At 57.0% G+C, this 24,264-nt stretch carries 20 protein-coding genes; 8 read left to right on the top strand and 12 right to left on the bottom strand.

From position 1 onward, the window contains the following. Positions 1–17: 17 nt before the first annotated feature. The 3 genes from epmA to PHACT_RS07300 are packed head-to-tail and all read left to right on the top strand — an operon-like array spanning position 18 to position 1,740. Positions 18–980, top strand: a complete 963-nt coding sequence (gene epmA / locus PHACT_RS07310) for an EF-P lysine aminoacylase EpmA (protein ID WP_070116578.1) — start codon at positions 18–20, stop codon at positions 978–980. 54 nt (positions 981–1,034) lie between these two features. Further along, positions 1,035–1,337 carry a hypothetical protein gene (locus tag PHACT_RS07305; protein WP_070116577.1) on the top strand — a complete coding sequence of 101 codons (303 nt, stop codon included), beginning with the start codon at positions 1,035–1,037 and terminating at the stop codon, positions 1,335–1,337. Positions 1,338–1,365: 28 nt separating this feature from the next. Then, positions 1,366–1,740, top strand: coding sequence for a VOC family protein (locus PHACT_RS07300; protein ID WP_070116576.1), 375 nt, complete (start codon positions 1,366–1,368; stop codon positions 1,738–1,740). Between the two features lie 20 nt (positions 1,741–1,760). Here the strand turns inward: PHACT_RS07300 and PHACT_RS07295 are convergent, their stop codons facing one another. Next, positions 1,761–3,104 carry a serine hydrolase domain-containing protein gene (locus PHACT_RS07295; RefSeq protein WP_070116575.1) on the bottom strand — a complete coding sequence of 448 codons (1,344 nt, stop codon included), beginning with the start codon at positions 3,102–3,104 and terminating at the stop codon, positions 1,761–1,763. Between the two features lie 164 nt (positions 3,105–3,268). Here PHACT_RS07295 and PHACT_RS07290 point away from each other — a divergent pair, with 164 nt between their 5' ends. Together PHACT_RS07290 and PHACT_RS07285 are read left to right on the top strand one after the other, a co-directional pair. Continuing rightward, positions 3,269–4,783, top strand: coding sequence for an AMP-binding protein (locus PHACT_RS07290; RefSeq protein WP_070116574.1), 1,515 nt, complete (start codon positions 3,269–3,271; stop codon positions 4,781–4,783). Between the two features lie 71 nt (positions 4,784–4,854). After that, on the top strand, positions 4,855–5,088 hold the full coding sequence (locus PHACT_RS07285) for an acyl carrier protein (protein WP_070116573.1): 234 nt from the start codon (positions 4,855–4,857) through the stop codon (positions 5,086–5,088). A 32-nt stretch (positions 5,089–5,120) separates the two neighbouring features. Here PHACT_RS07285 and PHACT_RS07280 read toward each other — a convergent pair whose 3' ends face one another. The 4 genes from PHACT_RS07280 to PHACT_RS07265 form a co-directional block, all read right to left on the bottom strand. Next, positions 5,121–5,837 carry a YggS family pyridoxal phosphate-dependent enzyme gene (locus tag PHACT_RS07280; RefSeq protein ID WP_070118218.1) on the bottom strand — a complete coding sequence of 239 codons (717 nt, stop codon included), beginning with the start codon at positions 5,835–5,837 and terminating at the stop codon, positions 5,121–5,123. Positions 5,838–6,085: 248 nt separating this feature from the next. Beyond that, a complete protein-coding gene (locus tag PHACT_RS07275; RefSeq protein ID WP_245730625.1) occupies positions 6,086–6,652 on the bottom strand; it encodes a CC0125/CC1285 family lipoprotein in 567 nt (188 codons plus the stop codon). A gap of 56 nt (positions 6,653–6,708) precedes the next feature. Continuing rightward, entirely contained in the window at positions 6,709–7,500 is a 792-nt protein-coding gene (locus tag PHACT_RS07270; protein ID WP_070116572.1) for a hypothetical protein, read from the bottom strand. A gap of 41 nt (positions 7,501–7,541) precedes the next feature. Beyond that, positions 7,542–8,012: an RNA polymerase sigma factor gene (locus PHACT_RS07265; RefSeq protein WP_070116571.1), complete on the bottom strand. Its 471-nt coding sequence runs from the start codon at positions 8,010–8,012 to the stop codon at positions 7,542–7,544. A gap of 181 nt (positions 8,013–8,193) precedes the next feature. On the opposite strand from PHACT_RS07265, the gene PHACT_RS07260 reads away from it, so the two are divergent. Then, positions 8,194–10,002 carry a S8 family serine peptidase gene (locus tag PHACT_RS07260; RefSeq protein WP_139141467.1) on the top strand — a complete coding sequence of 603 codons (1,809 nt, stop codon included), beginning with the start codon at positions 8,194–8,196 and terminating at the stop codon, positions 10,000–10,002. A gap of 15 nt (positions 10,003–10,017) precedes the next feature. Here PHACT_RS07260 and PHACT_RS07255 read toward each other — a convergent pair whose 3' ends face one another. Then, complete coding sequence (locus tag PHACT_RS07255) at positions 10,018–10,968, bottom strand: porin family protein (protein WP_070116569.1); 951 nt, start codon at positions 10,966–10,968, stop codon at positions 10,018–10,020. 151 nt (positions 10,969–11,119) lie between these two features. Beyond that, positions 11,120–12,106: a hypothetical protein gene (locus PHACT_RS07250; RefSeq protein WP_139141466.1), complete on the bottom strand. Its 987-nt coding sequence runs from the start codon at positions 12,104–12,106 to the stop codon at positions 11,120–11,122. A gap of 204 nt (positions 12,107–12,310) precedes the next feature. Here PHACT_RS07250 and PHACT_RS07240 point away from each other — a divergent pair, with 204 nt between their 5' ends. After that, the gene (locus PHACT_RS07240; protein WP_070116566.1) at positions 12,311–13,348 is read left to right on the top strand and encodes a type IV pilus twitching motility protein PilT; all 1,038 of its coding nucleotides are present in this window, start codon (positions 12,311–12,313) and stop codon (positions 13,346–13,348) included. A gap of 53 nt (positions 13,349–13,401) precedes the next feature. Here PHACT_RS07240 and PHACT_RS07235 read toward each other — a convergent pair whose 3' ends face one another. From PHACT_RS07235 to lepB, 5 genes are all read right to left on the bottom strand, one after another. Further along, entirely contained in the window at positions 13,402–14,205 is an 804-nt protein-coding gene (locus PHACT_RS07235) for an ion transporter (RefSeq protein ID WP_070116565.1), read from the bottom strand. 63 nt (positions 14,206–14,268) lie between these two features. Further along, a complete protein-coding gene (gcvP, locus tag PHACT_RS07230; RefSeq protein WP_070116564.1) occupies positions 14,269–17,166 on the bottom strand; it encodes an aminomethyl-transferring glycine dehydrogenase in 2,898 nt (965 codons plus the stop codon). After that, positions 17,163–17,546 carry a glycine cleavage system protein GcvH gene (gene gcvH / locus PHACT_RS07225; RefSeq protein ID WP_070116563.1) on the bottom strand — a complete coding sequence of 128 codons (384 nt, stop codon included), beginning with the start codon at positions 17,544–17,546 and terminating at the stop codon, positions 17,163–17,165. Before gcvH ends, gcvP begins: the two co-directional genes overlap by 4 nt. A gap of 129 nt (positions 17,547–17,675) precedes the next feature. Next, complete coding sequence (gene gcvT / locus PHACT_RS07220) at positions 17,676–18,785, bottom strand: glycine cleavage system aminomethyltransferase GcvT (protein WP_070116562.1); 1,110 nt, start codon at positions 18,783–18,785, stop codon at positions 17,676–17,678. 152 nt (positions 18,786–18,937) lie between these two features. Then, positions 18,938–19,606 carry a signal peptidase I gene (gene lepB, locus PHACT_RS07215; RefSeq protein WP_245730623.1) on the bottom strand — a complete coding sequence of 223 codons (669 nt, stop codon included), beginning with the start codon at positions 19,604–19,606 and terminating at the stop codon, positions 18,938–18,940. 195 nt (positions 19,607–19,801) lie between these two features. Between lepB and PHACT_RS07210 the strand changes: the two genes are divergently transcribed. After that, positions 19,802–24,244, top strand: coding sequence for a DNA glycosylase AlkZ-like family protein (locus PHACT_RS07210; protein ID WP_070116561.1), 4,443 nt, complete (start codon positions 19,802–19,804; stop codon positions 24,242–24,244). The last annotated feature ends 20 nt before the right edge of the window (positions 24,245–24,264 follow it).

Below are 24,264 nucleotides of genomic sequence, written 5' to 3'. Positions count from 1 at the left end.
CAGCCAGGAAGCTGCTTATGTCCGATGTCCTGCCATGGCGGCCTGATGCCACGCTTGCCAACCTGCGTCTGCGTGCTGAGCTGCTGGCGCGTACCCGTCAGTTCTTTGCCGGGCGTGACGTGCTTGAAGTGGAAACGCCGCTGATGTGCCACGCCACCGGCACCGATCCGCATCTTGAGGCGCTGACGCTGGAACTGGCGCCGGGTCAGTGGCGTTATCTGCAGACGTCCCCCGAGTTTGCCATGAAGCGACTGCTGGCCGCCGGCAGCGGTTCCATTTATCAGTTGGGCAAGGCATTTCGACGTGATGAAACCGGTCAGCGTCACAATCCCGAATTCACCATGCTGGAATGGTACCGACCGGGTTTCGATGATCACCAGTTGATGACAGAAATCGCCGACCTGCTGGCAGTCTGTCTGCCAGCTACGGATGCTGATATTCCCCGCATTCGCTACCGCACGTTGTTTCAGGACATGCTGGCGCTGGATCCTTTCACTGCCAGTGACGATGAGTTGTTCGCGTGTGCTCGCCAGCACACCGACCTGGGTGATATGGCGCTTGATCGGGACGATTGCCTGCACCTGTTGATGTCCTGTGTTATTGAGCCGCAGTTGCGGCAGGCTGTTTTTGTAGTTGATTTTCCCGCCAGTCAGGCAGCGCTGGCGCAGGTGACCTGCGATGCCGACGGCAATGCTGTCGCCCGTCGCTTTGAGCTCTTTGTTAGCGGCATGGAGTTGGCCAATGGTTATCTGGAACTGACTGACAGTGTCGAGCAGGCCCGTCGCTTTGCAAGCGATAATCGGCAGCGGCAAGCGGCGGGTTTGTCTGCCAGGGGTGTGGATGCGCGTCTACTGGCGGCGCTGCAGCATGGCCTGCCTGAATGTGCTGGCGTGGCGCTGGGTTTCGACCGTCTGGTGATGCTGGCCGCGGGCGCAGCTCACATCGGGGAGGTCATCAGTTTTACCGCTGACAATGCATGAGTACCGGCTTCATGGTAGTGTATCGGCCATGATTCACTGTCGAGAGCATGGTTTATGACAGCCCCGTCCGAGGATGCGTTTAACGAAACGCTGAATAAAATCCGCATATCCAGAAATCGCCTGATGGTGTGTTTTCTGACCTTTCCGATTTATGTGTATACCGTCGCCCGTCTGGTCGGTCAGGGCCAGGATATTACCTGGCTGATGCTTGCCTACATGGCGCTGTATGCCGGTTTTGGCATTAACATGTCGGTGCGTCGCTGCCCGCGTTGCCACCAGGCGTTTTTTGTGAAAAAGTACTTCCTCAATCCGCTTCGCCGCACCTGCGCGCATTGTGGATTGTCGTACAAGCACTGATTTTTTATAACACCTTTTGGGGTAAACCATGATTGGATATGTGTGTGTAGGGACTAACGACATGCCGCGTGCGGCCGCATTCTACGATGCTCTTCTGGCAGAGCTGGGTGGCAAACGTTTTATGGAAATGGAGACCTTTATTGCCTGGGGTAACAATCCCGGGCAGCCGATGATGGCAATCATCAAACCCTATGACGGCGAGCCGGCAACTGTCGGTAACGGCGTCATGGTGGCGCTGGCCGCCGACAGTGCGGAGACAGTCGATCGCGTTTACAAAAAGGCGCTGGAACTGAACGCGCAGGACGAGGGCGCTGCTGGCCCCCGCGGTGATGACGGCTTCTATGCCGGTTATTTCAGGGATCTGGACGGTAACAAACTCACCGTGTTCTGCCTGACCAAGTAATCTCGCTCCCGGTCGGGGCGCTACCGCAGCGCCCCGACGATTTCCGCAAAACGTTCATTCGCCGGGTAACGACCGGATGTCCACCCCAGCCGCACAATCACCACGTTTTCTGATGGAATGACAGTCAGGCTCTGCTGCCGGTTGCCTTGTGCAGCGTATGCGTCTGCGGGCAGGTCCGGCCAGCGTGGCGCCGCGTCACCGGTGTTCAGCCACCACTGATAGCCGTATGCCTTGTGATTGCCCGAATTGTTCGGCCGCGTCGATTGCTCAACCCAGTCCTCACTGACAATACGCTGACCATTAAGAACGCCCCCCTGCAGCATCATTTGTCCCAGTCGCGCCCAGTCTCGCGCTGACGCGTACAGATACGAACTGCCGACCAGAACGCCGCGCGCATCCGGCTCAAACACGGCGTGCTGGAAACTGAGTGGACCAGCAATATGCGCCCGGTATTCTGCCAGGCTGGACGCGAGGGTGCCACCGGTGCGATTAAAGTAGATTCGGGACAGAATATTGGCTGTGCCGGAACTGTAGTTGAAGCGTGTGCCCGGCGCATGCAGAGCAGGCCTGGCAATGGCATAGCCGGATGCAGAAGGCTCGGTAAACAGCATCGCGGTGGCGTCATCGCCAGGGTTATATTGTTCGGAAAAATCCAGGCCATCGGTCATCGTCAACAGATCGCGAATGCGGATGTCGGCGCGCTTGTCTTCGCTCCAGCTGGCAAAATCCAGCTGTTCATCAACATCAAGCTGGTCCTGGTAGGCGAGGTTGCCCAGCATGACCGAGGTCAGGCTTTTGGCCATGGACCAGCCCAGCAGGGGAGTGTCCGGACCCGCGCCCTGGGCGTAACTTTCGGCAACGATATCGCCGTCTTTGACGACCAGCAGTGCCCGGGTATCGAGTCCGTTGTTATTATCTTCCGCCACCATGGCATCCAGTGTGCGCTGCATCTGCGCATCAATGGTTTCCACGCGCGTCCCATGCGGCCAGCGGCTGTTGAATACTGGCATGGGCTGGATGTCAGCGGTGCTGCGTTCATCAAAGCCGTCGTGTTCGGTGTAACAGCCCAGGCCGGGCTGATAACTGGCGGTTTTTGTTGCCATGCCAAACAGTGAGGTAGTGACCTCCTGGTTGGCATCGTCATAACTTACGTCCAGGTATTGCAGAATCGATGAGTACTGAACCAGGTCGTCAAATGACTGTTCCGGCGACAGCCCACTGACAAATCGTGAACTGCACAACAGCTTTGCGCCGATGCCGGTGGCAACACCCGGGGCATTGACAACATAAGACGGCGTGACGCCATTGGCGAAAGCAATCGCCAGAATGAACACGATGATGGCGGTGGCAATTATTTTTTTCATATGGCTCCGTTTGTCTGTGCTTGGCTGCCTGGGTATGGTCGGATGCGTTGACAGGCAGTATGTCATAAAAAGTGGAACACGGCAGAATCGTGAACTAGACTTTTAACACTGTTGCAAAATCACTAGCACAGCGACAAAACAAATTTCAACGCCAGGGAGTTGGCATGAGTTTGACGCACCACCGCGACAGCATTGTGTCATTGCTGGTTACGTTGGCCCGGGAACAGCCGGATCTGCCACTGTACACATTTCTGCTTTCTGGCCAGGATAAAACCGATGTGCTGACTTGCCGGCAGCTGTTGCTTGCGGCGCAAAAGATCGCGGGCAATCTGTGTGCACGCAATCTGTCGGGTGAGCCGGTGATGGTCCTGAATTCCTATGGGCCGGCCTTTCTGGAAACGGTGTTTGGTGCCATGCTGGCCGGTTGCCCATGTGTACCGGTGACGTTTCACGCCCGGCTGGGCATGGCCAATATTTCCAGCATCATTGCCAGAACCGGTTTGCGGATCGTGGTCGGTAATCAGGACGTGCTCACGCAGTTTAGGGCCGGGCGCTGCCGAACAAACCCCCGCTTCATTGATGCCCGGCATCAGCTGGAATACCTGGCCACGGATACGCTGCAACATATACAGGGCGAGCTACCGACTATATCCGACACGGAAGTCGCAGTGCTTTATCCCGGCGTTGCCAGTGACGAGGAGCTACCGCTGGTCTCCCTGTCACACGCGGACATGCTGCGTAGCGCCGAAGGCCTGGTACAGGCGTTGTCACTAAACACGGATGACCGGTTGTTGACCTGCCTGGATCTGGCTGACGGGCTTGCCCTGGCATTGCACATACTGGTGCCGCTGCAGGCTCGGTTGCCGTCGTTGTTGTTGCCGATCGAACTGGCCTTGGCTGATGCCGCCAGTTGGGTGATGGCAGCATCGACGTTTTCCTGCACCATTGTCAGTGCGCCGGTGGCTGTCCTGACTCTTGCGGCAAGAAATGGCGAGCTTACCGGAAATGTACAACCTGACCTGTCAGCAATACGCATGATCTGCGTCAGCGGTGAGCGGTCTATTACGCCTGCTTTGATTTCCCATTTTATTGACCAGTACGGCAATAACGGTATTTCCGCCGACAAACTATTCTGCTGTCTCGGTTTGTCCGGCGCTGGCAGCTATCTGGCTGGCCGCCTGGGTTTCAAAACGCTGGTAAAGAACGACATTGCCTATCTTGCGCTGGGTGTGTCTGATACGCGGGGTCTGCGGGCAACGATGACGGGAAGTCGCTGGATTCACATCGATAATGAGTTGTGCTGCACCGGCCGTATCAATCATCGCTTTACAGTCTCGGGCCGTACCTTTCAGGCTGAAGATATTGAAGCGTTCATATTGCAGGTGTTTGGTGAGCGGGGTCTGAGTCGTTGCGTGGCACTTCGTATTGACGAAATAGAGCAGACGGTTCTGCTGGCAGAGTGTGCCAGCAAACAACTTGCCGAGCATTGGCAGGGCGTGGTGCCGACGATGATAGAACAAGTGCAGCGTCATACCGGGTGCCGGCTTGACCGGGTCATCATACTGCGCCCGGGAAGTCTGTTCTCTGCCGTCAGCGGTATCGTACACAGACAGAGCTGCGCAGATGCTTTGCTGGATGGCTCAATGTTGTTGCGACTGTTGCCGGTACGGGGAAAGTAGCGTGCGAGTGCGCGCGACAGGCGGTGATCCACAGAAACGGAAGGAAGCGTTACCCAAAGGAGAGACCAGAGATGGAAAACAGAATCGTAACAATCATTCGTGACTGCATTGAGCCGGCCGCCGAGGTTCACGCCATTGAGGCAGACACCACGGTCAGTTCGCTGATGATCGATTCTCTGAAAATGATCCAGATTGTGTTCGAAATTGAAGTGCATTTTGGTGTCGAGATACCCGAGCACGCATTGTTTCAGGTGGACACTGTGAATGACCTGATTGATCTGGTGCGCGTGTCGAAGGCGGCTTAGGCGCGGGCTCCAAATTAGCTGCGGGCGCCAAATTAGCTGCGGGCGCCAAAAATGGCGGTGCCGACCCGGATCATGGTGGAACCTTCTGCAATCGCGGCAGCAAAATCATTGCTCATGCCAATCGATAATGTGTCCATGGTTGGGTGGCGTTGCTGCAATTCTTTAAACGCTGCATGCAGTGGCTGAAACGCTTTACGTTGCTGTTCATGCTCAGCGCAGGGGGCAGGTATGGCCATCAGACCTCGGAGTTGCAAGCGGGGCATCGCAGCGATGCTGGCGCAGAGTGACTCCGCTGCATCCAATGGAACGCCTGATTTACTGTCTTCGTTGGAGAGATTGACCTGGACGCAGACATTCAGTGGTGGAAGGTTGTCAGGGCGTTGATCATTCAGGCGTTGCGCGATTTTTAGTCTGTCGACACTGTGTACCCAGGCAAACTCTCCGGCAATGTCCCGCGTTTTGTTGGACTGAATCGGGCCAATAAAGTGCCAGGTGGCGTCGTTCAGGGGCTGGGGTGATTGTGCCAGTGCCGTAATCTTGTCCAGCGCCTCCTGCACATAATTTTCACCGAAGTCCCGCGCACCGGCGACATATGCCTGCCGCACTTTGTCGGCATCGTGGGTTTTGCTGACAGTCAGCAAGTGGACGCTGTCAGCAGGGCGATGGAATCGATCTTCCTGAGACCGGATGCTGGCGAGTACCTGCTGGTAGTTGTCCGCGATACTGTGGTGTGGTTGCTTCTGGGTCATGGTGAGCCGGACCTGATGGAAATCTGAGACCATCATATCATGGCTGGGACTTTGGTTTTTTTTGTGGGCAGGGGTTCCGTTTGCGGACACGGGGTTCGCTGGCAAGCCGTGGTTGCAATGTGAATAAATACCTCTGGCGGCAGAAGGAAGGGGAGGAGGTGTCGGCCCGCGAGGTACCGACACCGTCCGCCAGAGGCAAACCGGGAAATTGCTTTAGTCGGGCAAACCAGGGTCCGCCCTTTGTGCGTTTATTCGGTTTCCGGCTTCAGGTTTTCATACACTTCACGTGCATCGTAGTTCTGTTCACCGCTGGGACGAATGCCGTTGCCCATACGAATCTCCATGATGACTTCTACATCGCTGCGTTCATCGCCCAGGTGCATACCGGTATGGTAAGACTGGCTCGGGCGCTGGTAGGTGCGACAGGTGAGCAGGCCACAGTCCTGCACCGTGGTGTAGGTAACACCGGTGCCGACTGCGACACCCGAATTGACACGTTCGCGATCCACCAGAGTGTCGCGCGAAGCCACATCAAACCAGTCGTAGCCTTTTTCCATGGTCAGTTCGCTGGCGCGCAGCATGGCGTAGTCCATCGCCAGACCGGTATCGTCACCACGGGCCTTGAAATTGACGCGGTATTGATCGCTGCTCAGTTGTTGCTCGGTGTAGCCGTAGCCGCGTCCGTCAGCCGCGCGATACTCCGGCTGGGAGGCGCACGCAGTCAAAACACTGAACAGCACGACGGCGACCAGTGCCATCATGCCGCGGGTATGATGATTGTCAGACGTGAATCCATGTTGGTTAAACCTGTTCATGCTGTATCTCCTGTTGGCGGTGTATCAAAAAGTGGCGTCAAAGATAGCGCAATCGCTTACTGCCATTGACGTGAGATCAGTTCATTTTCCTTGTCCAGGCTCAATGCGTTGCCGGTCATCATGGCATCGAGCGCACTGTCGAGCATGGAGTTGCCACTGGCAGTCTGGTACTCACCGGCATTGGCTCCGGTAGCAACCACACTGGCGATCAGTTCCCAGCCTTGCTGGGTATGACAGGCAATGTTCTCGCTGCTATGTCCATTTTGCTGCAGAACGAACTGACGACAACGTCTTGCATTGGTATCAACAAAACTGAAGCGACTCTGAATTCGCGTGGCATCGTCAATGATCAGGGCTTCGCCGCTGACTTGAGTGTCCAATGCATTGCTTACATCGGAGTCCAGCGTCATCGCCATCATTGAACCTGTAGCGTCACGATCGGCATCGTCAAGGAACTGACCGCCGGTGAAACCTACAACCAGTGCAATGCCGGCCGCCAGTGCCACGTGCCGATTGAACCATTGTCCGGCTGACTGGCGTTTTTCCTGCCAGCGTGACATCGGCACGACGTTGTCGGTTGTTGCCGAATCCTTATGTGTCTGGGCTGCAGTGGCAGATAATGCGCTTTCATCAGCCTCAGCCTGCAGCAGAGTCAGCACGCCGTCCGGCATGGGCCGTGAATCCAGTGCTGACGCGTGGCGCTTAAGCAGAGCATCGGCACTGGCCAGAGCAGCCAGGCGTGCAGCCAGAGTGTTGTCGTTGGCAACCGCAATATTGATTGCATTCATCTCGTGGTCGGGCAATTCCCGATCAAGAAATGCGCCCAGTTTTTCGTCGCTAATATTCATGTTGATGCTCCACCATCCCGTAGGCTCCAAAACTTCTATTGCTATGCATTTACCAGTTCTACAAGCTTGCTGCGTGCCCGTGCCAGCCGGCTCATGACCGTGCCGACAGGAATTTCCAGTGCCTCTGCCACATCCAGATACGACATCCCCTGAACGGTTACCATGGTCAACGTCAGTCGCTGTTCTTCCGGCAGTTGCTGCATTATCTGCATGACCTGCTTCAATTCCATCTGCGCCTGCACATCGTTTTCGCCGTCAATCTGCCCTGCATCGGCCAGGTCTGTGTCGACATCGACACTCTTGCGTACGCGGCGCGACCGATATTCATCGATCCACAGGTTTCGGCACACGGTGTAGGCCCATCGGGCAACTTCCACGCCTTCAGGGACACCTTTTTTCAATAAACGCTCGACGGTTGCCTGCAACAGGTCGTCGGCATCATGTACTGACTGCGTCAGTGACCAGGCAAATCGTCTGAGGCCCGGTAATATGTCCATCAACTGGTCTGTCATAGGTTTCCTGTTTTTCCCCTTCCTTAGCTCATTGACGGATGGTAATTTAAAATATTCCATGAAGGTGGAATATTTTTTCGACCTGAGCCGTTAGAATGACTGTAACCCTTTGATTTTCAGGACTCTGATGAGATTTAACCGGCGATTGACAAGTTTATGCAGTGCTATGTTGCTGCTTTCCATGGCGACTAAGGCCCAGCTGGTGCCCGATGCGGTGCAGGATGTTGTTGATCGCCAGACTGAGCAGGCACAGCAACAGGCCGCCGACCGCGCACTGGAACAGGCGCGTGAGCGTGTGCAGCAGCAGGCAGAGGATCGCGTGCAGACGCAGACTACGGAACAGGTGCTGGAACGTACAGCAGAGCGTGCCCAGGAGCAGGCGACTGATAGAGCTCAGCAGCAGGCCGCGGAAAGGACCCAGCAGCAGACCGCCGAGAGAACGCAGGAACAGGCGATTGATCGCGTGCAGAGTCAGACCATTGATCGCGTTCAGGGCCAGGCGCAGGCTGCGCAAGACCAGTTGCAGGAGCAGGTTCAGGACCAGGTGCTGGATCGGGTGCAGGGTGGACAGACATCGCGTGTGCAGGAACAGCTGCTTGAGCGCACGGAGCAACAGCTTGAGCGCACATCACAGCAGCTTGAGCGCGCCGGGCAGCAACTTGAGCGGACTCAGCAGGAACTCGAGAGCGTGACAGGACGGGCATCCGACGTCGCCACTGGACGCCTGCTGCCAGCGGTGACCCAGTCGGGCGCTGAGATAGCGCAACAGGCAACACAGCTGGTGCGCGAACGCATTCCCGGACCCAGCCCGATGGCCTCTTTACCCGACCGTCTTCCCATTATAGGTGCAGATGGCAGCGAAATGTTTGTCGAAGTTGCGATCGCGCCAGACATCCGCGCGCTTGAGCGCGAGTGGGTGATGATGCTGAGCGAGGCACAGCGTGACCAGCTTATTGACGAAGCGCCGGAGCTGATGCGTTATCTGACACAAACCAGTGATCTGGATGCATTGGACAGCGTGGTGCTGAGGTTCCGGGTGCCGCCGGATCTGGATACCAATGACCAATTGCTGGCGCTGGTGCCTGAAACGATGCGTGAGCTCATTGATCGCAATCACGTTTACTCTGCCCAGTCTGTCCAGCCGCCAGACAATACTCATGCGGATGATGGGGTTGATGATAATGCCGATCGTTTATCGACGCCTATGCGTGCGGTGTGTGAAGACCCGGTGTCGGTTGGCGTCATTGATTCGATGATCAACACCGATCATGCTGCATTCTCCAGGCCCTCCGATGCTGCGTCTGTGTTTGTCAGTCGGCAATTTCTGCAGGACAAGGTTGATATGAGTTCGGGTCATGGCACTGCCGTCGCCGGTGTACTGGTAGGTGATGGTAGAGCCCATGGAGGTGACCTGGCGCCTTTGTTGCCAGGTGCAACCATTTACAATGCCAGTGTTGTTTATTCACAGGATGTCTATCATCAGGGCGCTACCGTTGTGCATTTGCTGGAGGCCATCAACTGGATGCTGGGGCAGGAGCAGGTACGGGTGATCAACATGAGTCTGGCCGGGCCCGCCAACCGACTGCTGGAGCAGGTGATCATGGCAGCACAGGCACAGAACAGAATCGTGGTGGCTGCCGCTGGCAATGCCGGGCCGCATGCGGCCCTGTTGTACCCCGCAGCATACAGTGGCGTGGTGACGGGAACGGCCGTGGCGGATGATCGCTCTGCTTACCGTTGGGCGGCGCAAGGCGATCATGTGGATTTTGCTGCGTTGGGTGTTTCGGTGCCCACAGCGCGGGGAGATGGCAGTTTCGGGCGTGAATCCGGGACGTCGATGGCTGCACCGGTTGTCAGTGCTTTTTTTGCCTGTGAACTGGCGTCAGGGTCCAGTCCTGAACAGGCCCGGCGTCGACTGATGGCAACAGCGATGGACCTGGGGACAACAGGCCATGACCCTGTTTTTGGTCACGGCCTGTTGCATCCTTGAAGTGGCTCAGGAGAGTCAGAAACTCAGTATCAGGGTTGCCGATACCCGGTTTTCCGTGTAGTCGGCGCTCGCCAGGTTCGACTGATAATTGCCGCGTTCAACTTGAATGGCAGCTGCCAAAGCTTCGTTCAATGACATTTCCAGTCGAGCATCAGTAATCTGCTGACGGTCATCGCGACGAGCTCCCAGTCCGGGTGTCACCGCCTGATAATTTCTGTCCTGAAAGCGTGTGCCCACACCAAACTCTGTCTCCTTATCAAACAAAACAAAGTCATGGGTGTAGCGCAGTCGTACGGTATCGGCTTCGTATGAAAATGCGGGCTCACGTGCCTGCTCGTCATCAAAGGCATAACCCAGTACCAGATTGCTGTTGCCCTCATTAAAGAACCAGAACAGGTCCAGGCTCAGGCCTTCAGTGTCGGCATCCCGTTGTGCAAAATCGTCGAATGTCTTGTCGGCAAAATTCAGTGCGCCGCGCACAAACCACTGGTCTGCGAACAGCTTGCCAGCATAGAAAGAATACTGTTTCAGGGTCAGAAAATCATCGCCACCCAGTTTGGCATCCGCATGATAATAATTGGTGCCGACACTGAACTGATCGAACTCGTAACTGACGTCGCCGTACAGCAGATGCAGGTCGAGATCGAAGGCGTCAAAGTCCTGATAACGCTGGCCACTGAAACTGTAGCCGGCGTCAACGGACAATCGTTCGGAAGCCTGCCAGTTGGCATTTATGCCTGCGTCCACGTTGGCGGATGAGTCGGCCTCGCCGGTGGCGCTTTCCAGTTCGCTGACACTGACATTGCTGTTGTATTCGGCCCCGGCTTCCAGCGAGCCGGACCAGGTGAGAGCGTCATCGGACTGAGCCCAGGTTATGCCGGAACCAATGCCAGCGGCCAGAAGTAGCAGTCCGGTAGCGCAGTGGCAACGGCCTGAGGTTTTGAAATGCCGGTATTTGCTTGTCATATCCTTCCCCTGATATGTGTGTGATTACGCCATGAGCGTTAGAATAGTTCCCTGCTGTGTCCATCGTCTAGCAAGCGACGAAGGCCAGTCTCCGCAGAGCCGACCTTCGTCCTTGAGCATCGAGATAACAAACCGTATGGTTTGGCAGCGTTTACTGGCCAGTGATGCTGTTGCGCACATTATCGCGCACTGAGCTGGTGACCTCGCCAGCGACTTCTGCGCTTACCTCGGAGTTTACGTTACCGCGTACATCGTCGCGAACAGTGTTACGGACATTCTCGCGAACGCTTTCCTGCGCGCTTCCCTGAATGTTACCCGTGACATCGCTGCGCACTTCCTGGCTGACATCACCCTGGACGTCAGCGCGAACGCTGTCGCGGACGCTGCTAGCGGTTTCCGATGACACTTCTTCGTTGATGGTGGCACTGATGTCACCGCGAACTTCCTGACGCGCTTCAGCGCCAACCGATTGCTGGGCACTTTCCTGTACCGAGTCACGCGCTTCACGTGCGGCATCAGCGGCAGCACGGCCGGTCACATCGACGGTTGAGGATACTTCAGCAGCAGCCCGCTGACTGGCATTGCGTGCTTCATTGGCGGCATTGGTCGCCGCATTTGTCGCTGCCTGCCCGGCCAGGCGTGCCGTGGCCTGAGCTTCGGCGGCATTGTCACGGGCTTCAGCACGTGCCTGTGCTGAAATCTCGGCGCTGGCGGTTATGGCTGCATCGGCCATCGACTCACCGTTGGCGCGTGCCTGTTCCATTGCCTGTGTCATCGCTGCCTCAGCTTCGGCACCAGCTTGTGCTGCGGCACTGATGGCTGCATTGGAAACTGACTCACCGTTCTCACGGGCTTCAGCAACGGCGCTTGATACAGACACACTCAGATCTGTCTGCTGATCCACGTTGGCTTCCATGTTGGCATCTTCCTGCATGGACACCTCTGTATTGTCACCGGCACGAGCCTGTGAGTCGACAGACGCATTGGTTTCAACATTGGCTGAAACACGGCTCTGAGCCTGAACATCGGCATCACCGGAAGACTGCTGCTGAGCCAGCGACAGGGGCGAGATTGCCATGGCGCAAGCCAGTGCCAGCATGGATGGTTTGAATATCTGTGTCATTGTGATCTTGTTCATTGTCAAAATCTCCTTTTTGATTGGCTGTCAGTCCTTCAACGGCGACACCTCAGTGTTTATTCCCGAGAATGGGAAAAAAATTGTCAGTTTCATGTTTTCAGTGAAATCAGCCGAGGCAGGGATGCTATAGTTAGTGATAAAACAACAGTTAGCGATAAAACCACGAAAGCGGATCAGAGAAACATAAAGAGACAGAGAGATTTTATGGATATCACCAAATTACTGACCTTTGCCGTGCAGAACGGTGCTTCCGACCTTCACCTGACGGCAGGTATGCCACCTGTCATCCGCGTAGACGGCGACATCAGACGTATTGATGCTGCGGAAATGGATCACAAAACGGTGCACGGGCTGATCTACGAAATCATGACGGACAAGCAGCGCAAGGATTATGAAGAGTTTCTGGAAACCGACTTTTCCTTCGAAATCCCCGGGCTGGCACGTTTCCGGGTAAACGCGTTTAATCAGAACCGTGGGGCTGCGGCGGTATTCCGCACCGTCCCGTCTGAAGTCCTGACCATGTCGCAATTGTCCATGGGCAAAATATTTGAGCAGATCGCCAACCTGGCGCGCGGGCTGGTGGTGGTCACCGGGCCCACCGGTTCAGGTAAAAGTACAACACTGGCGGCGATGATGGACTACATCAATGACACCCGTTATGAGCACATCCTGACCATTGAGGACCCCATCGAATTTGTTCACCAGAGCAAAAAATGTCTGGTGAACCAGCGTGAAGTACACCGCGACACCAAAGGATTCAGTCATGCATTGCGGTCGGCGCTGCGAGAGGATCCGGATATCATCCTGGTTGGTGAGCTGCGTGATCTGGAAACGATTCGACTGGCGTTGACGGCGGCAGAAACCGGTCACCTGGTGTTTGCGACGCTGCACACCACATCGGCGGCTAAAACCATTGACCGTATTATCGATGTGTTTCCGGCGGCGGAAAAAAGCATGGTCCGTTCCATGCTGTCGGAGTCACTGCAGGCTGTCATTTCACAGACGCTGCTGAAAAAGGTGGGTGGTGGCCGGGTGGCCGCGCATGAAATCATGATGGGTACACCGGCGATCCGCAACCTGATTCGTGAAGACAAGGTAGCGCAGATGTATTCAGCGATTCAGACTGGCTCCAATGCTGGCATGAAAACGCTGGACCAGCATTTGAAAGAGCTGGTTCAGGCCGGTGTGGTCAGCAAGGAAGACGCCCGTATGAAAGCCAAGTCGCCTGACGCATTTATGTAATACTGGCATTTAAGTTGGCGAGATAGAACAGTCAGTCTGCAGCGTTGGCCGGGTCAGCGCTGCAAGCGATCCATCTTTTCATTGAGCTCCCGAATCAGGCGCAGCATTTCCTCGCGTTCGACATGGGCACGTTCGTCCTGTTCGGCCTGACGCTGTGACTCATCCTCGAAGTGACGCTCCTGCATGGTGCTGACGATGATACCGATAAACAGGTTCAGTACCACGAAGGCGGTGACCAAAACAAAGCTGATGAAGTAGATCCAGGCGTAGGGGTAAACCGCCATCACTGGCCGTGACACACCTTCCGACCAGCTCTCCAGCGTCATCACCTGAAACAACGTGTACAGCGTGCGCCCCAGAGTGCCAAAGTCATCCGGGAACGCGGAGGCGAAGAGCTGTGTTCCCATGACGGCAAATATGTAGAACACCATACCCAAAAGAAACACGATCCAGCCGATACTGGGCAAGGCAGCCAGCAGTGATTCGATGATCATGCGCAGGCGTTTAATTTTGGTGAGCAGGCGCAGCACTCGCAGAATACGCAATGCCCGCAGAATCGCGAATGGGCCTGATGATGGCACCAGCGCAATACCCACAATAATAAAATCGAATACGTTCCAGCCGCTGCGGAAAAAGCGTGGGCCATGCGCAAACAGCTTGAGCAGAATCTCGATGACAAAGATCACCAATACAATCTGCTCGATGGCGCGCAACAGGCCACCGGCGGTTCGCATGATGGCAGTGGACGTTTCCAGGCCCAGCGTGATGGCGTTAAAAATGATGACGCCGATGATGAAGTTCTGCACCATCGGGCTCTCAATCCATTCCGCAATCCGTTGCCTCAAAGTCTGGCTCATCTGTACCTTCTCAAGAAATCACCTGCTGCCTCAAAAAATCACCTGCCACGCTGTTGCGGACACTCAGGTATAAGAGTCCATGGCGGGGCAGGCACAGAACAGGTTACGGTCGCCGTAGACATTGTCGATGCGATTGACGGCCGGCCAGAACTTGTTGTCGCGCAGTGAGTCAACCGGAAACGCGGCTTCCACTTTGCTGTACGAACGCTCCCAGCCCTCATCCATGATGTCTGCCAGCGTATGTGGCGCATGTTTGAGCATGTTGTTGTCAGCGTCCAGCGCACCCGATTCAACTCGTGCGATTTCCTGGCGAATGCAGATCATGGCTTCGATGAAGCGATCGATCTCTTCCAGTGGTTCGCTTTCGGTGGGTTCAATCATCAGGGTGCCGGGAACCGGGAATGACATCGTCGGTGCATGGAAACCATAATCCATCAGACGCTTGGCGATGTCTTCCTCGGTGATGCCCGAGCTTGCCTTCAGGGGGCGCAGGTCAATGATGCATTCATGCGCGACACGGCCATTCTGGCCGGTGTACAGCACCGGGTAATGCCCATCAAGCTGGCGCGCAATGTAGTTGGCACTGAGGATGGCCACCTGGGTTGCTTTCAGCAGACCGGCGGCGCCCATCATGCTGATGTACATCCAGGAAATGGGCAGAATGCTGGCACTGCCCCAGGGCGCTGCCGAGACCGCGCTGTTACCTGCCTGCGGGCCGTCCAGTTTGACAACCGCATGGTTTGACACAAAGGGTGCCAGGTGTTGTTTTATGCCAATGGGCCCCATGCCAGGGCCGCCACCACCGTGGGGAATACAGAAAGTCTTGTGCAGGTTAACGTGGGAAACGTCGGCACCAATGTCGCCCGGACGTGAAACCCCGACCTGGGCATTGAGGTTGGCGCCGTCCATGTAAACCTGGCCGCCGTGATCATGCACAATCTTGCAGATTTCACGCACGGCTTCTTCAAACACACCGTGGGTGGACGGGTATGTGATCATCAGCGCCGCCAGCGTGTCGCGATGTTTCTCTGCCTTGGCGCGCAGATCCTCAACATCAATGTTGCCTTTGTTGTCGCAGGCGACCACCACCACTTTCATGCTCAGCATCTGAGCGCTGGCAGGGTTGGTGCCGTGCGCCGAGCTGGGGATCAGGCACACATTGCGTTGCTGCTGGTCTTTACTGTCCAGATATTTGCGGATAGCCAGCAGGCCGGCGTATTCGCCCTGGGCGCCGGAGTTTGGCTGCATGCTGACGGCATCAAAGCCGCAGATCTCGGCCAGCATGGCTTCCAGCTCTTCAATCATCTGGATATAACCACTGACCTGATCGCGCGGCACAAATGGGTGCGGCTTGCTGAATTCAGGCCAGGTGATGGGCAGCATTTCTGCTGTCGCATTGAGTTTCATGGTGCAAGAGCCGAGCGGAATCATGGCGTGAGCCAGCGACAGGTCGCGGTTCTCCATACGCTTGAGATAACGCAGCATGTCGGTTTCGTTGTGGTAACGATTGAACATCGGATGCTGCAGGTACGCTGACTGTCGTTGCAGCGTCGCCGGAATACCGAGTCTGTCATTGTCGCTCAGGTCGGCATCGACACCGGTCACGCTCAGGTCGGTGGCATCGGACCCCAGCAGCACCTGCCACAGGGTTTCAATGTCCTGCACCGTGCTGCATTCGTCCAGGCTGATACCAACGCTGGTGTCGCTGGTCTGCGTGCGCAGGTTGATGCCCTGTTGAGCGGCGCGCGCCAGCACGGCGCTGCGTTGCTCGGCGGACAGTTCCAGCGTCAGCGTATCAAAGAAGCTGTTGTTGCCCTTGATACCTTTTTTGTACAGGCCGCTGGCCAGCACCCGGGTTAGTCGGTGAATGCGCAGCGCAATGCGGCGCACACCTTCAGGGCCATGATACATGGCGTACATGGCGGCAATGTTGGCCAGCAGCACCTGCGCTGTGCAGATATTGCTGTTGGCTTTTTCGCGGCGGATATGCTGCTCGCGGGTCTGCAATGACATGCGAAACGCCTGCTTGCCGCGGGCATCAATGGATACACCGATAATGCGGCCGGGCACGGCACGTTTGTATTCATCCTTGGTGGCGAAATAGGCTGCATGCGGACCGCCAAAACCCATCGGCACGCCAAAGCGCTGGGTGTTGCCAACCACAACATCTGCGCCCATCTCACCGGGTGCGGTCAACAGCGCCAGGCTCATCAGGTCCGCGGCGACACAGGCGACGGCCTGGTTGGCCTGCAGTGCCTTGATGACGTCGCTGATATCCTCGATATGACCATCAGCATCCGGGTATTGCAGAATGGCGCCGAAGACGTTGTGCGAGGCGGCATCCTGTGCAGGGCCAATGATCAGCTCAAAACCAAAACTGTCGGCACGGGTGCGGATCACGTCAATGGTCTGGGGCAGGCAGCGCTGGTCAACAAAAAATGCATTGGCGCTGCGCGCCTTGCTGACCCGTTTGGCCAACGCCATGGCTTCTGCTGCGGCCGTGGCTTCGTCCAGCAATGACGCATTCGCCAGTTCCATGCCGGTCAGGTCGAGTACCATTTGCTGATACGCAAGCAGTGTTTCCAGACGCCCCTGGGAAATCTCTGGCTGGTAGGGCGTATACGCCGTGTACCAGCCCGGATTCTCAAGCACATTACGCAGAATGACGGGTGGGGTCACCGTGTCATAGTAGCCCAGGCCGATAAACGAGCGATGGAGTACGTTTTTTTGCGCCAATTGCTTGAGGCGACCCAATGCCTGTTGTTCGCTGTGCGGCTCGTCGAGTGCCAGCGGACGGTTCAACGCAATGCTGCCAGGTACCGTGGCGCGCGTCAGTTCGCTCAGGGAGCTGTAACCGAGTGCGGCCAACATGGTCTGGATCTGTTCTTCATCGGGGCCAATGTGACGACCGATAAAGGTATCGTTGTCTTGCAGGGATCGCAGGGGCGTATTGATGTTCATTCACACATTCCGGCATAGGTGTCGGCGTCCAGCAGTTCTTCCAGTTCATCCGGGTTGCTGGGCAGAATACGGCACAACCAGCCGTCGCTGTAGGGCGAAGAGTTCATGGTTTCAGGCGCGTCAGTGAGATCTTCATTGACGGCAATGATTTCACCCGAGACCGGTGCGTAGATGTCTGACGCAGCCTTGACCGATTCCACCACGCTCATTTCGTCTTTGGCGCTGACCACGGCGCCTTCTTCCGGCAGTTCGATAAAAACGATATCACCCAGCAACTCCTGTGCATGGTCGGAAATACCAATGGTGACGCTACCGTCTTCTTCAACGCGTACCCACTCGTGGGTGGCGGCATATCTCAGGTCATCGGGGAATTCGCTCACGGGATGTTCCTCATGTTGATCGCTTAACGGCCGGGTAATGGCCTTGCTTGGATGGTAAATGTTATTACGGGTCTTTCTAAAATTACGGGCACAAATTACGGGCTGTAAAAATGGGCTGAAGACTTGGGGCTAACTAAAAATTTTTTTGCCGTGACGAACAAAGCCGGGTTTGACCACTCGCACAGGCACCAGCTTGCCGCGAATATCGACAGCACACTGTTCAGTGTCAGCCGGAATTCTAGCCAATGCGATGCCATGCTTCAATGTGGGTGAAAACGTGCCACTGGTAATCACGCCGTCCTGCGTGGAGCCGTCACTCATCGTGCATTCCACGCGAAGGCCTTCGCGCAGAACGCCGCGTTCCTCCATCACCAGCCCCTTCAGCACGGGAAGGGCGTCGGCGGCATTCCGCTGCTCTGTCAGGGCCTGTCGGCCGATAAAATCGCGCTCGGCGGGCTCCCAGGCAATGGTCCAGGCCATATTGGCGGACAACGGTGAAATATTTTCGTCCATGTCATGGCCGTACAGATTCATGCCGGCCTCCAGGCGCAGCGTATCGCGCGCCCCCAGGCCGATGGGTTTGACCCCTGCCGCCAGCAGCTGATCCCAGATCTGCGGTGCTTCAAGGTTGGGCAGCATGATTTCGACGCCGTTTTCGCCGGTATAACCAGTGCGGGCGACAAACCATTGTTCCAGTTCTACGCCGGCAAAATTTTTCAGACCACTGACCCGGCTGGAATCTTCATCTGAAAAACGCTGGTTGATGATCTGCGCCACAATGTCTATGGCTTTGGGGCCCTGTACCGCCAAAATGGCCAGCGCCGGGCGTTCGGTCAGCGTCACCGTATAACCTGCCTGCTGGCTCTGCATCCAGGCCAGGTCCTTCTTGCGCGTGGCGCAGTTGACCACCAGGCGGAAGCCGGCGTTCATGCGATAGACAATCAGGTCGTCGATGACGCCGCCGGCGTCATTCAGCATGCCGGTGTAAAGTGCATCGCCGGTTGCCTTGAGCCGCGCCACATCATTGGCCAGCAGATGGCGTAGCCACGGCTCCGCATCGGCACCTTCAATGTCGACGATGGTCATGTGGGAAACGTCGAAAACGCCCGCCTGCTGGCGCACTGCAGTATGCTCTTCGATCAGTGACTGGTACTGGATGGGCATGTCCCAGCCGCCGAAGTCAACGATCCGGGCCCCGGCTTCCAGGTGCTTGGCGTACAGTGCAGTCTGTTGTCCCACAGGTAAAGTTCCCCCGACGCGATATCGACGTGTGATGGCAGCTTTGGAAAAGACGGGTAGTTTACTGTCTGGCAGGCGGATTTAACAGGCGAGCGTGGTCGCTTTTGGTACTTTTTGTCCCTGTTGTGCGTTTTTGGCCGGGTGCCGGGTCTTCAGTCCAGCGTTGTCAGGAAGCGACCGCTGCGTGGCCGGAAGGCATGGTCGCTGTCCATGGAAAACACGACCGAGCTGGAGCGACCCACTATCTGGTCACGGGGGATGAAGTTGTACAGTCGGCTGTCGGCACTGTTGTCGCGGTTGTCACCGAGCACAAAAAAATGATCATCGGGGACCTGCGCGGGCCCGTAGCTGCGGGTTGAACGGTTTGCCCCCTGGGTGGAGAGCAGGGCCTGGTAGGTTTCGTCAAACAGATGTTCGATGATGATGGTACCTTCGCGGCTCTCGGTCACCACTTCGTAATCGACCACTTCGTCGTTGACCACGAGCAGGTTGTTGCGCATGTAAACGGTATCACCGGGTCGCCCGATAATTCGCTTTACCAGCCGTTTGCCGGCAACTTCGGAGTCGATAATGACAATGTCGCCTCGGGTAGGTTCAGCCAGCGCCAGCACGGAGATGCCGGTAAAGGGCAGTTTGACGTCGTAGGCGAGTTTATTGACCCAGACCTTGTCGCCATCCAGCAGGGTTGGCTGCATGGAGCGGCCGGAAATCGAATTGAGATCAGCGACGGCGCTTTTGAAACAGACGATACTGGCCAGAATCAGCAGGAATTTCCGGTTTTCACGCCAGAACGAAACAAGATACGATTTTATCGGACTCAAAAGTTCCACCTCGGTTGATGTTTCTGACCTTTGCTGACGGGTTTAACGGCATAAACAGACCTAACGTTAGCCGGATCGCTGGCGCCGGTCAACGGCGCCGGGCCAACGAGGCTGTACTGATGCGATAAATAACGTATATTTTGCGATGTAGTTCCCAATTACCCTGCCAACACGCTGACGAGACCGGACTAATCCATGCCGCTGCAGTCTTTTCATCCCGCTTGCCGGGCCTGGTTTGAGCATAACCTGGGCGTCCCCACCCCGGCGCAGGCCGAGGCGTGGCCGGCAATCCGGGCGGGCCGTCATACCCTGGTGGCAGCGCCCACGGGCAGCGGTAAAACGCTGGCCGCTTTTTACGCGGCCATTGATACGCTGGTGCAGGAGGCACAGCGCGCGCCGCTGCCAGCACAGACCCGGATTCTGTATGTGTCTCCACTCAAAGCCCTGAGCAACGATATCGAACGTAACCTACAGGTGCCGTTGGCCGGTATCGAAGATGAACTGTTTCTGCAGGGCTGCCATCCGGCCGGGATTCGGGTGGCGGTGCGATCCGGTGACACGCCGCAGGCTGAGCGGCAGAAGATGTTGAAGAACCCCCCGCATATTCTGGTGACCACACCGGAATCCCTGTACCTGTTGCTGACCAGCGTCCATGGACGCAACATGCTGCGCGGTGTCACCTCGGTCATTATTGACGAAATTCACGCCATGCTGGGCGACAAACGCGGTTCGCATCTGGCGTTGTCGCTGGAGCGGCTGCAGTCGCTGACGGGCAACCCGCTGCAGCGCATTGGCCTGTCTGCGACCCAGAAACCGATTGATCTGGTGGCGTCCTATCTGGTCGGTGCATCGTCACTCGCCGCAGGCGCCAATGACTGTGTCATTGTTGACAGTGGCCACAATCGCAAGCGCGATATCCGTATTGAAGTACCATCATCGCCGTTGTCGGCACTAATGAGCAATGACGTCTGGGCGGAACTTTATGAGCGCCTGGTAGAGCTGATCAACAGCCACCAGACCACGCTGGTGTTTGTGAATACCCGGCGCTTATCCGAGCGATTGGCGTTGGCGCTGGCAGAGCGCCTGGAAGCAGACAACATCGCCGGTGATGGCGCGGTGAAGTTGGTCAGCTCTCATCATGGCAGCATGAGCAAAGAACACCGTCTGCGCGCGGAGCAGCAACTGAAAGCGGGCAAGTTGAAAGTACTGGTGGCCACGGCGTCCATGGAGCTGGGTATCGACATCGGCGCCGTCGATCTGGTGGTGCAGTTTGCCTCACCCAAAAGCATTGCCACTTTCCTGCAGCGTGTTGGCCGAAGCGGCCACTCAGTCGGTGGCACGCCCAAAGGTATCCTGTTCCCGCTGACGCGCGACGACCTGGCTGAATGCACTGCGCTGGTGGACAGTATCCATCGCGGCGAACTCGACAAGATCCTGATGCCGGATGCACCGCTGGATATTCTGTCGCAACAACTGGTGGCGGAACTGGCCGCGCGACAGGATGAAGACCCGGCGCCGCAGGCACTGGATGAACTGTTTGCACTGATGACACGCGCCTGGCCGTATCGTTCGCTGGAGCGCAGCGTTTTTGATGGACTGGTGCAAATGCTGGCAGATGGTTATTCAACACGTCTGGGCCGCCGTGGTGCCTGGCTGCACCTGGATCGTATCAATCAGCGTGCCAGCGCCCGGCGCGGTGCACGACTGACCGCCCTGACCAACGGCGGCGCCATTCCTGACATGTTTGACTATCAGGTGGTGCTGGATCCGGATGATATTGTGGTGGGTAATCTCAACGAAGATTTTGCACTTGAGACCCTGCCTGGTGACATTTTTACATTGGGCTCGCACAGCTGGCAGATGATGGCAGTGGATGGTCTTAAAGTACGCGTACGTGACGCGCATGGGCAGAAACCGACCGTGCCATTCTGGTTTGGTGAAGCGGCGGGGCGCACCCTTGAGCTGTCATCGTCGGTCGCGCGGCTGCGGGAAACCATTGATCACTACCTGACTGATGAAGGCCCGGCGCAGGCTGTGCTATGGCTGACCGGTGAACTGGGTCTGCCGCAGGGGGCGGCCAGTCAACTGGTTGACTACCTGCACGCGGGCCGCAACGCCCTGCAGGTGATGCCGACGCAACACAATATTGTCATGGAACGTTTTTTTGACGAAGTCGGCGACATGCATCTGGTGATACATGCGCCTTTTGGCAGCCGGCTCAATAAGGCCTGGGGTCTGGCGCTACGCAAACGCTTCTGTAAAACCTTCAACTTTGAACTGCAGGCTGCTGCCAATGAGGACAGCATTGTCATCTCGCTGGGCTCAGTGCACAGCTTTGCCCTGGAGGAAGTGTTTGCCTATCTGCACAGCAACACGGTAACAGACGTGCTGACACAGGCCTTGCTGGACTCGCCGATGTTTGAGGTGCGCTGGCGCTGGAACGCGACCCGTTCGCTGGCCATCCAGCGTAACCGTTCCGGTAAACGGGTGCCGCCGCAATTCCAGCGTATGGATGCAGAAGACCTGGTGGCGCAGGTGTTTCCGGATCAGCTTGCCTGTCAGGAAAATATTACCGGTAAGCGTGAAATTCCCGGTCATCCACTGGTGCAGCAGACCATTCATGACTGTCTTACCGAAGCCATGGATATCGACGGCTTGCTGGAACTGCTGCGGGCGATTGAAAACAAAACCCTGAACCTGGTGGCGCTGGACCTGCGCGAACCGTCGCCGTTTGCGCAGGAAATTATCAACGCCCGGCCCTATGCCTTCCTCGACGATGCACCGTTTGAAGAGCGCCGCACCAACGCGATTCGCAATCGCAGCTGGACTGACCCGGCGGAAACGGATGCCTACAGTCGCCTTGATGAGGCAGCCATTGCCCGGGTGCGCGAAGAGGCCTGGCCGCTGATGCGCGATGTTGAAGAAATGCATGATGCGCTTTACTGCGCCGGTTTCTTTACCGGTGCTGAGTTGTCCAGTAAGCGCCATATCGAACTATTTGATAAGCTGGTTGCCCAGGGCAGGGCGTGCCGGGTGAAAACCAGCGGCCACGTCATCAGTGCCGAGATGATGCCGATATTCAGCGCCCTGCAGCCTGACCAGATGTTTGAGCCGGTCATTGAGCTACCCGCCGAGATGACAGCAACCCGTCCGGATCCGGGCGAAGCGGCACAGATACTGGTGCGGCGCCGGCTGGATGTATTGGGCCCGGTCACGGTTGCCGATCTGCAACAGCAGACCGGACTGGCGCGCAGTCAGCTTGATCAGGCATTGTTAAAGCTGGAAGCAGAAGGTTTTGCTTTCCGCGGCCGCTTCAGTGCAGACAGTATTGGACATACGGACGATGAGTCGCTGCAATGGTGTGAGCGCCGTCTGCTGCAGCGAATTCATCGCTATACGCTCGACAGCCATCGTGATGCCATCAAACCGGTGTCACTGCAGGCCTATACCCGCTTCCTGTTTGAACACCATGAAATCAGGTTGCAGACCCTGACGCCGCGACCGGTGCCGCTACCCTCCATGGCCGAGGGCCAGGCCGTGCTGGAACGAACGCTGGAGCGGCTCGATGGCATGGCCGCACCTGCCGCTGCGTGGGAAGGCGAAATCATTCCGGCCCGACTGGGCATGTATGACCCATCCTGGCTGGACATGATGTGTATCAGCGGGCGCGTGGTATGGGGTCGCTACACACCGCCAGCGCAATTAACGGCAGTACGTTCAGGCAGCCGGCGCAGCGCCGGGCCCATCAAGGCGACGCCGATGACCCTTTGCTCACGCCAGAACATGGCTATCTGGCAGAGTCTGTCGGCGCCGGCGGTGGCGCACCAGCCCCAGCTTTCTGCGCCAGCAAAACAGGCGCTGGACACACTGCGCCAGCGCGGCGCCAGTTTTTTTACTGACATCAAACAGCACAGCGGCCTGTTGCCAGCACAGCTGGAACAGGCACTGGCAGAGCTGGTGGCCAACGGTCTGCTGACCAGTGACAGCTTTACTGGACTGCGGGCCCTGCTGACACCGGAGTCACGCAAGCCTTCCAATCGGGGCAGCAGTCGTCAACGGGGTCGGCGCGGCGGTTTCGGCATCGAAGAGGCGGGACGCTGGTCCCTGATCCCGGAGCCGGACCCAACCACGGCGTTGGACACCGAGGCACTGGAGGAGCTGGTCATGATTTATCTGCGGCGCTGGGGTGTGGTCAGTCGTCAGATTCTGTCGCGCGAATCCTGCGCACCTGCCTGGCGCGACCTGCTGCCGGTGCTGCGGCGTTTCGAGTTACGTGGCACCTTGCGCGGCGGCCGCTTTATTGAAGGTCTGGGCGGCGAACAGTTTGCCTTGCCAGAAACCATTGCGCCATTGCGCGCCAAAAGTAAGACCGAAGCGGGCACTGACTTCGATGACTCGCAATACTGCAGCCTGGCCGCGACCGACCCGGTTAACCATTTGCCGCTGTTTCTGCCCGATGTAAAGCTGGCGCGCAACAATCGTAACCGGGTGTTGTACCGTGACGGCATACCGTTGGCGGTGCTGGACGGGGATGCAGTGCGCTTTTTGCGCGAGGTGCCCCGTCAGTATCAGTGGGCGCTGGAACAGCTTGTCCGCCGAAACGACATGAATCCACGCCTGCGCAGCTATCTCGCGTGAAACGTCCTCAGGGCCGGTGA

It is taken from the genome of Pseudohongiella acticola (assembly GCF_001758195.1).
GTDB classification, from domain to species: Bacteria; Pseudomonadota; Gammaproteobacteria; order Pseudomonadales; family Pseudohongiellaceae; genus Pseudohongiella; species Pseudohongiella acticola.
The sequence above is the reverse complement of the archived record's forward strand: the minus strand, read 5'-3'. Positions and strand labels throughout refer to the sequence as shown.

Coding starts and splice junctions, on each gene's coding strand:
- PHACT_RS07235 (WP_070116565.1), bottom strand. CDS start 14,205: ATGAGCCAGACTTTGAGGCAACGGATTGCGGAATGGATTGAGAGCCCG.
- PHACT_RS07285 (WP_070116573.1), top strand. CDS start 4,855: ATGGAAAACAGAATCGTAACAATCATTCGTGACTGCATTGAGCCGGCC.
- PHACT_RS07250 (WP_139141466.1), bottom strand. CDS start 12,106: ATGAACAAGATCACAATGACACAGATATTCAAACCATCCATGCTGGCA.
- PHACT_RS07270 (WP_070116572.1), bottom strand. CDS start 7,500: ATGAATATTAGCGACGAAAAACTGGGCGCATTTCTTGATCGGGAATTG.
- PHACT_RS07240 (WP_070116566.1), top strand. CDS start 12,311: ATGGATATCACCAAATTACTGACCTTTGCCGTGCAGAACGGTGCTTCC.
- PHACT_RS07290 (WP_070116574.1), top strand. CDS start 3,269: ATGAGTTTGACGCACCACCGCGACAGCATTGTGTCATTGCTGGTTACG.
- PHACT_RS07265 (WP_070116571.1), bottom strand. CDS start 8,012: ATGACAGACCAGTTGATGGACATATTACCGGGCCTCAGACGATTTGCC.
- epmA (WP_070116578.1), top strand. CDS start 18: ATGTCCGATGTCCTGCCATGGCGGCCTGATGCCACGCTTGCCAACCTG.
- PHACT_RS07210 (WP_070116561.1), top strand. CDS start 19,802: ATGCCGCTGCAGTCTTTTCATCCCGCTTGCCGGGCCTGGTTTGAGCAT.
- PHACT_RS07300 (WP_070116576.1), top strand. CDS start 1,366: ATGATTGGATATGTGTGTGTAGGGACTAACGACATGCCGCGTGCGGCC.
- PHACT_RS07275 (WP_245730625.1), bottom strand. CDS start 6,652: ATGAACAGGTTTAACCAACATGGATTCACGTCTGACAATCATCATACC.
- gcvP (WP_070116564.1), bottom strand. CDS start 17,166: ATGAACATCAATACGCCCCTGCGATCCCTGCAAGACAACGATACCTTT.
- PHACT_RS07255 (WP_070116569.1), bottom strand. CDS start 10,968: ATGACAAGCAAATACCGGCATTTCAAAACCTCAGGCCGTTGCCACTGC.
- PHACT_RS07305 (WP_070116577.1), top strand. CDS start 1,035: ATGACAGCCCCGTCCGAGGATGCGTTTAACGAAACGCTGAATAAAATC.
- PHACT_RS07260 (WP_139141467.1), top strand. CDS start 8,194: ATGGCGACTAAGGCCCAGCTGGTGCCCGATGCGGTGCAGGATGTTGTT.
- PHACT_RS07295 (WP_070116575.1), bottom strand. CDS start 3,104: ATGAAAAAAATAATTGCCACCGCCATCATCGTGTTCATTCTGGCGATT.
- PHACT_RS07280 (WP_070118218.1), bottom strand. CDS start 5,837: ATGACCCAGAAGCAACCACACCACAGTATCGCGGACAACTACCAGCAG.